General features: G+C 69.3%; 7 protein-coding genes and 1 pseudogene. 5 read left to right on the top strand and 3 right to left on the bottom strand.

Annotation, left to right across the window (positions count from 1 at the left end):
- Nucleotides 1-249: 249 nt before the first annotated feature.
- Nucleotides 250-1,098, bottom strand: a complete 849-nt coding sequence (locus tag A7A76_RS10945) for an endonuclease/exonuclease/phosphatase family protein (protein WP_206411214.1) — start codon at nucleotides 1,096-1,098, stop codon at nucleotides 250-252.
- A 253-nt stretch (nucleotides 1,099-1,351) separates the two neighbouring features.
- Entirely contained in the window at nucleotides 1,352-3,121 is a 1,770-nt protein-coding gene (locus A7A76_RS10940) for a M14 family metallopeptidase (protein ID WP_428995125.1), read from the bottom strand.
- Nucleotides 3,122-3,402: 281 nt separating this feature from the next.
- On the opposite strand from A7A76_RS10940, the gene A7A76_RS10935 reads away from it, so the two are divergent.
- From A7A76_RS10935 to A7A76_RS26490, 4 genes and pseudogenes are all read left to right on the top strand, one after another.
- Nucleotides 3,403-4,044 carry a glutathione S-transferase family protein gene (locus tag A7A76_RS10935; RefSeq protein ID WP_206411212.1) on the top strand — a complete coding sequence of 214 codons (642 nt, stop codon included), beginning with the start codon at nucleotides 3,403-3,405 and terminating at the stop codon, nucleotides 4,042-4,044.
- 334 nt (nucleotides 4,045-4,378) lie between these two features.
- The gene (locus A7A76_RS10930; RefSeq protein WP_206411211.1) at nucleotides 4,379-6,001 is read left to right on the top strand and encodes an oligopeptide:H+ symporter; all 1,623 of its coding nucleotides are present in this window, start codon (nucleotides 4,379-4,381) and stop codon (nucleotides 5,999-6,001) included.
- A 55-nt stretch (nucleotides 6,002-6,056) separates the two neighbouring features.
- Nucleotides 6,057-6,674: a rhomboid family intramembrane serine protease gene (locus A7A76_RS10925; RefSeq protein ID WP_206411210.1), complete on the top strand. Its 618-nt coding sequence runs from the start codon at nucleotides 6,057-6,059 to the stop codon at nucleotides 6,672-6,674.
- Nucleotides 6,671-6,781, top strand: a pseudogene (locus A7A76_RS26490) (DUF6053 domain-containing protein); the annotation flags it as partial. The gene A7A76_RS10925 and the pseudogene A7A76_RS26490, both read left to right, overlap by 4 nt.
- Nucleotides 6,782-6,884: 103 nt before the next feature.
- Here A7A76_RS26490 and A7A76_RS10920 read toward each other — a convergent pair.
- The gene (locus A7A76_RS10920) at nucleotides 6,885-7,076 is read right to left on the bottom strand and encodes a hypothetical protein (RefSeq protein WP_096377589.1); all 192 of its coding nucleotides are present in this window, start codon (nucleotides 7,074-7,076) and stop codon (nucleotides 6,885-6,887) included.
- 284 nt (nucleotides 7,077-7,360) lie between these two features.
- On the opposite strand from A7A76_RS10920, the gene A7A76_RS25870 reads away from it, so the two are divergent.
- Nucleotides 7,361-8,200, top strand: an 840-nt coding sequence (locus tag A7A76_RS25870) for a hypothetical protein (protein ID WP_428995124.1), incomplete at its 3' end; no start/stop codon positions are given.

The raw sequence follows: 8,200 nt of genomic DNA, 5'->3' as shown, positions 1-8,200 counted from the left end.
GCCCGCGAAGGCGGGCATCCAGGGCTTCATCGCGGCATGACTCTGAAGTCTCTGGATCCCCGCCGGCGCGGGGATGACGGCTTGGGAGTGGCGCGGAGAAACCCACTTGCGACGAAACCTACCTGTCGTCATGCCCGCGAAGGCGGGCATCCAGGGCTTTATCGCGACCTGACTCTGAAGTCTTCGGATCCCCGCCTTCGCGGGGACGACCGTCTTGGAGAGGCGATGCACCCCCCCAGCCGCCGTCATTCAACGCAATGGCCGTAAACGCACAAACAAGCCGAAATGATCCGACGGCCACACCCCGTCGCGGCTCTGGTTCAACACGATCCGCGCCTCGGTCACCGCGAACCCGTGCGGGTCGTAGAACACATGATCGATCCGCTGCGCCGGCAGGTACGCCGGGTTGAGCGTGCTGGCGCGCGCGGCATCGCCGGCGAGGTCGGGATGCGCGGTGGCGAAGGCGTCGGCGTAGCGGGCGCGCAGCGCCGCCAGTTCCGGCGCGTCGGCGTCGGTGTTGAAGTCGCCGGCGAGGATGGTGCGGCCGCCGCGCGCGGTGGCGTCGATGAAACCGAGCAGGCTGTCGATCTGGCGCTGGCGGATCGCGCCGCCGCCGCGCTCGTTGTGCAGGTGGGTGGCGTAGAAATCCACGCCGGGACGCCGCGCATCGTCGCCGGCGAACACGTGCACGGCGGTGCGGTAATCGTTCAAGGGTTCGAGCTTGTGCTCCTGCACCGGCGAACCGGCGCCGGCGAGCAGGATCGCGTTGCCGTAGCGGCGCTCCGCCGCGGGCGGATCGACCGAGACGAAACCGACCCGGTAGCCCAGCGCCTGGCCGAGATCTTCGGCCTGATTGGCCAGGCCCGGGCGTTGCAGCACTTCCTGCAGCGCGATCAGGTCGGGCTTGAGCCGGCGCACTTCTTCGACGATCACGGCGCGGCGCTTGGGCCAGTCGCCCTTGTCGTGCCACAGGTTGAGAGTGAGCACGCGCACTTCGCCGGCCTGCGCAGGTTCGGCGGCGCGTTCGGCGACGGGCGCGCCGGCGCAGGCGCTGAGCGCGACGGCCACGGCGGCGAGAAAGAAACGGCGCGTAAGCATGCGGCGCATCCCGATGACGACGATGCGGCGAGGATAGCGCGACATCGACTGCGCCGCCGCGACCGCCCCCTGTAGGAGCGGCGCAAGCCGCGACCGCGACAATGCAGCTACGCCGTAACTGCGGTCCGCAATGCGCGGGCTGCGGTTGCGGTGCGACTTCGGTGCTGGCGTCGCAAGCGCGGTGTCGCGGTCGCGACTCGCGTCGCTCCTACAGGGAGCGGTGCGGTTAACGCGGGGGTTGTATGCGCTGCGCTCAGCGCGGAACGGTCTCGGTGCGCAGCACGGGATACAGGTTGTAGCGCTCGTCCCAGGCGGTATGGCGGCGGTAGAAGAAGTCCAGGCGCGCCTGCGGGCTCTTGGCGAACGCGGCGTCCTCGCGCAGCTTCGCCTCGAATTCGGCCTTGACCTTGGGATCCTTGAGCATCTCGCGCGCCACTTCCTCGGCGACGTAATCCTCCATGTATTCCTTGCGCTCGAAGGCGTTGTTGAACTCGCCCCAGGCCGCCAGCGAATCGGGCGCCTGCGGTTCCAGCAGGGCCATGACCAGGCGCGACTTGGCCTGGGCGATGGGCACGAACAGCGCGCCGGCGAGCAGATCCTGGGTTTCGTTCTTCCACTGCCCGCTCAACGCGTTGCGCTGATGGCCTTCGCTGGACTGCGGCGAGAACTCGGCCTTGTCGGCGCGGAAAACTTCGACCGCGGCGCCGCTGAGCGCCGCGTCCAGGCGCCGGTACTCGACGCCGTGCTGATCGAGCTTGGCCGCCACCCACGCCGCCTGCGCGGCCGGCACCAGATAGCCGCCGCGCGGCGCCGGCACCTGGCGCGCGGGCTGGATGTCGTACTTGAGCGGCACGTTCCACACCTGCGGCTTGCTCTCGTCGTAGCGCGTCATCAGCGCGCCGGACACCTCCGACGGCGTGCGCGTGTATTCGTAGCCGCGGAAGGCGACGGTGCGGCGCTTGTCGCTGGCCTTGTAGTCCAGCGCCACCGGCTGCCCGCCGAGTTGCGCGGCGCGGCGGTCGGCGGCCAGCGCCTGGCCGCGCCACTGCGCGCCGTTGGCGGCGACCAGCTCGAGCAGGTCGACGATGGCGTTGCGGGTGATCCGCACGCGCGTGGGGTAGTCCTTCCACGAATGGGTTTCCACCAGCATCGCCAGGCGGTTGCGCAGGTAGAAATAGCCGTGCGAGAAGCGCGGCGGCGGCACGCCGTCCTCGAAGCCGGAGCTCGGGTCGTCGGATTCGACGAAGGACGGGTAGTAAGGCAGCGGCAGCGAACCTTGCTTGGCCAGGCGGGCGATGGTGCCGTCGCGCAGCGCGGCGCCGGCCTTGCGCAGGGCTTCGTCGCCGGCGTGCACCGGTTCGACCTGGATCGACACGTCGTGCTCGAACTTGGCGCCGTCGGTGACGTGCAGGTCGATGTAGGCCAGCGGATCCCAGCGCTGCACCAGCTTCAGCATCGCCTGCATTTCCGGCGCGTCGGCCTTGAGATAGTCGCGGTTGAGGTTGTAGTTCTGCGCGGTGACGCGCCAGCCCATTTCCTCCGGGCCGCGCTGGTTGGGACGGTTCCAGGCGCCGAAGCGCTCGTGGCCGTCGATGTTGAACACCGGCACGAACAGCAGCACCTGCCTGGCCAGCGCGCCCTTGGCCGCTTCGCCGTCGAGCGCCTGGCGCAGGGCCAGGAAGCCGGCGTCCTTGCCGTCGATCTCGCCGGCGTGGATGCCGCCCTGGATCAGCATCACCGGCAGGTTCTTCGCCTGCGCCTGCTGCGGGGTGAACGCGCCGCTGCGGGTGACCACCAGCACCTTCATCGGCCGGCCTTCCGGGGTGGTGCCGAAGTCCTCGCAGCGCACCGCGTCGGGATAGCGCTGGGCGAAGCGCGCGCACAGCTCGATCACTTCGTCGTAGCGGCCGGTCTTGAGGAAGCCGCTGCGTTCGGACACGGTGGTGATCGGCGCATCGGCGGCGCGCGCCGGCGCGGCGGACGCGCCGGCGAGAGCCAGCGCGAGGGCGAGGGCGGAGGGCAGGGCGGCGCGGAACTCGGGCTGGCGGGTCATTGCGTCTTCCGAAGTGAGAGCGGCGCAGGGCGGCGGCGCGGCGCGATCGCCGGCGGGCCGACGGCCGCGGGGTCGGGCTGGGTCGGGTCGAACGTAGGGCCGGCTAAATGTAAGGGATCGCGCCGGCGCCTGCCTGTGCGCGGATCGGCCTGCTGACGGGAAGTGACAGCAGTCATGCCGCGCGGCTGCGTCCGCGCGCGGCGCCATCGCCTAGACTTCCGCATCCCGTCCGTCCGCCGCCAGGAACGTCCATGTACGCGCTGTACTACTCGCCCGGAACCGCCAGCTTCGTCGTCCATTGGCTGTTGATCGAACTCGACCTGCCGCACGAGTTGCGCAGCGTCGACATGGCCGGGCGCGCGCACAAGGGCGCGGACTATCTCGCGCTCAATCCCAACGGCGTGGTGCCGACCTTGCTGGTCGACGGCCAGCCGCGCTATGAGGCCGCGGCGCTGACGATCTACCTGGCCGACCGCCACGGCGACGGCGCGTTCGCGCCGGCCCTCGACGATCCGCAGCGCTCCGAGTACCTGCAGTGGATGTTCAACCTGGTCGCGACCTTGCAGGCGCCGCTGCGCCTGTGGTGGTACCCCGGCGACCTGCAGGCCGACGACGAGGCCGTGCGGCGCGGCGCGCAGGCGCGGATCGAGGCCGCGTGCGAGCGCCTGGATGCGCACCTGGGCGCGTCGATCGCGCGCGCACGCGGGCCGTACCTGCTCGGCGAGCGCCCGAGCGCGGCCGATTTCTACCTGACCATGCTGATGCGCTGGACCCGCAAGCTGCCGCGCCCGGCGCACGAGTGGCCGCACCTGGGCGAACTGGCGCGGCGGATGAAGGCGCGGCCGAGTTTCGCCGAGCTGTACCGGCGCGAAGGCCTGGAGGAGTGGGCCTGAGCCCGGGCGGGGACGACGCAAGCCAGGAACCGGCTTAAGCCAGGAAACGGCTCAAGCCAGGAAACGGCTTGAGCAGGAGCGCAGGCGCGAGCGCTCGGGTGCGGCCGTCCCACGCGTTTGTCTTGGCGGGTCGCTGACTGCGCGCCTGTCGTTGCGCGCCGCTGAAATCTGAACGACCGGTCGCTGCGCCGCCGCGCGGCCCGGCTGCGTTGGCGACCGCGCCGGCCAAGCCGGCGGCGCGGGCGATGGGGTAGTCTGTGGGGCTGGACCGCCCGGCGCACGCGCCGGGCCCCGCGAAGGACGCGCGATTCGACCGACGACCCAGGACCGCCGCATGACCCAAGCCGCCACCGCGCCCGCCGAGTCGCAGGGCAAGATGCCCCGCCAGATCGCCTTCATCATCGGCAACGAGGCGGCCGAGCGCTTCAGTTTCTACGGCATGCGCAACATCCTGACCGCGTTCCTGGTCGGCACCTTGCTGATGGCGTCCACCGGCGACCTCGCCGAGCGCGAGCGCATGGCCAAGGACGTGTTCCACACGTTCATGATCGGCACCTACTTCTTCCCGCTGCTCGGCGGCTGGCTGGCCGACCGCTACTTCGGCAAGTACAACACCGTCATCTGGTTCTCGCTGGTCTACTGCGCCGGCCACGCCTGCCTGGCGCTGTTCGAGCACAACCAGACCGGCTTCTACACCGGCCTGTTCCTGATCGCGTTCGGCGCCGGCGGCATCAAGCCGCTGGTGGTGTCGTTCTGCGGCGACCAGTTCGACCAGAGCAACAAGCACAAGGCCAAGCTGGTGTTCGACGCGTTCTATTGGACGATCAACTTCGGCTCGCTGTTCGCCTCCCTGCTGATGCCGATCTTCCTGCGCGAATACGGTCCCTCGGTGGCGTTCGGCATCCCCGGCGCGCTGATGTTTCTGGCCACCTTCATCTTCTGGCTCGGGCGCAAGCGCTATGTGTTGGTGCCGCCGAGCCGCAACGTGCCGGATCCGGATTCGTTCTTCAACGTCGCCCGCACCGCGCTGCGCGCCAAGGCCGCGGGCCAGGGCAACCCGGGCGTGGCGGTGGCCGCGGTCGGCGTGGCCCTGGCCGCCGGCGCGCTGGCGCTGATCCCGAGCCTGGGCTTCGTCAAGAGCGCGTGCCTGGCGCTGGGCCTGCTGATCGGCTTCGGCGGCTACGGCATCTCGCTGCAGCTCGAACGCGCGCGCGGCATCCACCCGGACGCGGCCGTGGACGGCGTGCGCGCGGTGCTGCGGATCCTGATCGTGTTCGCCTTCGTCACCCCGTTCTGGTCGCTGTTCGACCAGAAGGCCTCGACCTGGGTGCTGCAGGGCCAGCGAATGGTGGTGCCGACCGAGCTGTGGTGGTGGCCGAGCTGGCTGATCTCCGGGGAGGGCGGGGCCAAGGCCGCCGCCTCGCAGATGCAGGCGATCAACCCGCTGCTGGTGATGCTGCTGATCCCGTTCAACAACCTGGCGCTGTACCCGGCGCTGCGCCGGATCGGGATCAACCCCACGCCGCTGCGGCGGATGGGCTTCGGCATCGCGGTCTCGGGCCTGTCGTGGATCGTCGCGGCGGTGCTGCAGTTGTATATGGACGCCGGCCACCCCATGTCGCTGGCATGGCAGATCGTTCCCTACATCCTGCTGACCTTCGGCGAGGTGCTGGTGTCGGCGACCGCGCTGGAGTTCGCCTACAGTCAGGCGCCGCCGTCGATGAAGGGCGTGATCATGGCCCTGTGGTACCTGACCAGCACCTTCGGCAACCTGTGGGTGATGCTGACCAACGCCGCGGTGCGCAACGAGGCGGTGACCTCGCACATCGCCGCCACCGGCCTGAGCGAGAACGCGTTCCTGATGTTCTTCTTCGCCGGCTTCGCGTTCGTGGCGGCGGCGGCGTTCGCCCTGTACGCGCGGCGTTATCAGATGCAGGACCATTACCGCGCGGCCTGAGCCGCGACCGCTGCGTTTTTCCCGAGCCTCTTACAGCCGCGAGCCCGACCCGACCATGATCACTTTCGTCCTGATCGCCGTGACCGTGCTGGTGTCGTGGCAGGCCTTCGAGAAGCGCCGCCTGTACGAGCGGCTGGTGCTGTGGCCGCCGGGCGTGCAGCGCTTTCGCCAGTACGACCGGCTGCTGACCCACGGCTTCGTGCATGCCGACTGGATGCACCTGCTGTTCAACATGATCACCCTGTACTTCTTCGGCCGCGCGGTGGAGAACGTGTTCTCGCAGCTGGTGGGGCCGGGGATGTTCCTGCTGTTCTACCTGTCGGCGATCGTGGTCGCGATCCTGCCCAGCTACCTGCGCCACCGCAACGACAGCGGCTACGTCAGCCTGGGCGCGTCCGGCGCGGTCTCGGCGGTGCTGTTCGCGTTCGTGCTGGTGGACCCGTGGAACTGGATCATCGTGTTCGTGGTGCCGGTGCCGGCGGTGGTCTACGCCATCGCCTACGTCGGCTATTCGTACTGGATGGACAAGCGCGGCGGCGACAACATCAACCACAGCGCGCATCTGTCCGGGGCGATCTACGGCCTGCTGTTCATGCTGCTGATGGAGCCGCGGGTGGGCCTGCTGTTCCTGGAGCGCCTGGCCAGCCCGCGCGGGCCGGGGTTCTTCGGCTGAGGCCGGCGGCGGGCACTGTTTTTGTAGGAGAGGCTTCAGCCCCGATGTTTTCGGCTCAGGGCATCGCGATCCGGCACAAAAGCATCGGGGCTGAAGCCCCTCCCACAAAAGCCGCCTGCGCGCCGCAAAAAACACCGGGCCCGAAGGCCTCCCGCGCAGCGGGACGGACTTCGGGCCCGAGTCGTTTGTTGCGTTGCGGCGAGCGGCGACTCAGGCCGCGATCGAGCGCTCCAGTTCCAACTCGCCTTCGCCGTAGGCCGCGGCCAGGCCGGCCTGGATCTGCGCGTCGAGCTCGCGCAGTTCGGCGTCGTCGCCGATGCCGTCGCGGGCGAGGTCGAACAGGCGGGCGATGACGGCGTTGCTGTGGGCGTCGTCGCTGTAGCGGTCGATGTGGCGAGCCATTGGATTTCCCCTTCGTCGTAACTGTGGACTTACGCACAGTTCTACGCAGGTTCCATGCCAGGGTTTTCCCTAGCTTGCATGACCGAAAAGTGACGCGAGGCGTCAACACCAGCCGGACAGGATCAGTCGCGTGACGCAACGCGGCCGTCGCTCACTTGCGCTCACTCGCCATGAAGGTGGCGCGTGCTAACACGAACGCGTGTTGCCAGCAGCACAGGCTGATGCAGTCACGGGGGCAGCCGCTATCATTCGCGCATTCGCAAACACTCGACGAGGAGTCAAGCATGGCGAGCAAGAAGGCGGGCAAGTCCGCAAGCAAGAAATCGGTAAAGAAGCCAGCCGCGAAAAAATCCGCTCAGCCGGCGCGCAAGCGCGCCGCGGGCAAGCAGGTCGCGGCCAAGAAGGCGGCGCTGAAGAAGCCCGCGAAGGCCGCCAAGAGCGCGCTCAAGAAAGCGAAGCCGGCCGCGGCCAAGCCGGCGGCGAAGAAGACGGCGGCGAAGAAGACCGCCGCGGCGAAGCCGGCCAAGAAGCTCGCGGCGAAGAAGACCGCGAAGAAAGTCTCCGTCGCCAAGCGCGCCGCGAACAAGAAGGTCGTCAGCAAGCAGGCCGCGGCCAAGAAGGTCGTCAAGCAGGCGGCCAAGCCCGCGGCCAAGAAGCCGCTGGCGAAGAAATCGGCAAACAAGGCGGCGACCAGGCAGGTCGTAGCCAAGAAGCCCGCCGCCAAGGCCGCGGCCGCGAAGAAGCCGGTCGCGAAGAAAGCGGCGACGAAGAAGCCGGTCCTGAAGAAAGCGGCGACGAAGCAGGCGGCCTCCAAGCAGGCAGTCGCCAGGCAGATCGTCGCCAAGAAGCCCGCAGCGAAGAAGGCCGTGGCGAAGAAGCCGGCCGCCAAGCCGGCGGTGGCGAAGACGCTCGTCCAGGCGGCGCCGGCGACGGCAGCGGCGAAGCAGCCCGCGATCGCGACGGGCAAGCCGGCCCCGGACAAGGCGGCGAAGCCCGCGAAGGTCACGAAGCCCGCGGCCGCCCGGCCGGTCGTCGCGGCCAAGCCCGCATCGACGACGCAGGCCGCCGCGCCCGCAGCGGCCCAGTCCGCGAAGGCCGCCAAGCCCGCCGCAGCGAAGGCCGAA

This window comes from Lysobacter enzymogenes (assembly GCF_017168095.1).
Lineage (GTDB): Bacteria > Pseudomonadota > Gammaproteobacteria > Xanthomonadales > Xanthomonadaceae > Lysobacter > Lysobacter enzymogenes_D.
The sequence above is the reverse complement of the archived record's forward strand: the minus strand, read 5'-3'. Positions and strand labels throughout refer to the sequence as shown.

Excerpts from the sequence above, each read along its gene's own strand:
- A7A76_RS10945 (WP_206411214.1), bottom strand. The coding sequence starts at position 1,098 with ATGCTTACGCGCCGTTTCTTTCTCGCCGCCGTGGCCGTCGCGCTCAGC.
- A7A76_RS10935 (WP_206411212.1), top strand. The coding sequence starts at position 3,403 with ATGTACGCGCTGTACTACTCGCCCGGAACCGCCAGCTTCGTCGTCCAT.
- A7A76_RS10925 (WP_206411210.1), top strand. The coding sequence starts at position 6,057 with ATGATCACTTTCGTCCTGATCGCCGTGACCGTGCTGGTGTCGTGGCAG.
- A7A76_RS10930 (WP_206411211.1), top strand. The coding sequence starts at position 4,379 with ATGACCCAAGCCGCCACCGCGCCCGCCGAGTCGCAGGGCAAGATGCCC.
- A7A76_RS10920 (WP_096377589.1), bottom strand. The coding sequence starts at position 7,076 with ATGGCTCGCCACATCGACCGCTACAGCGACGACGCCCACAGCAACGCC.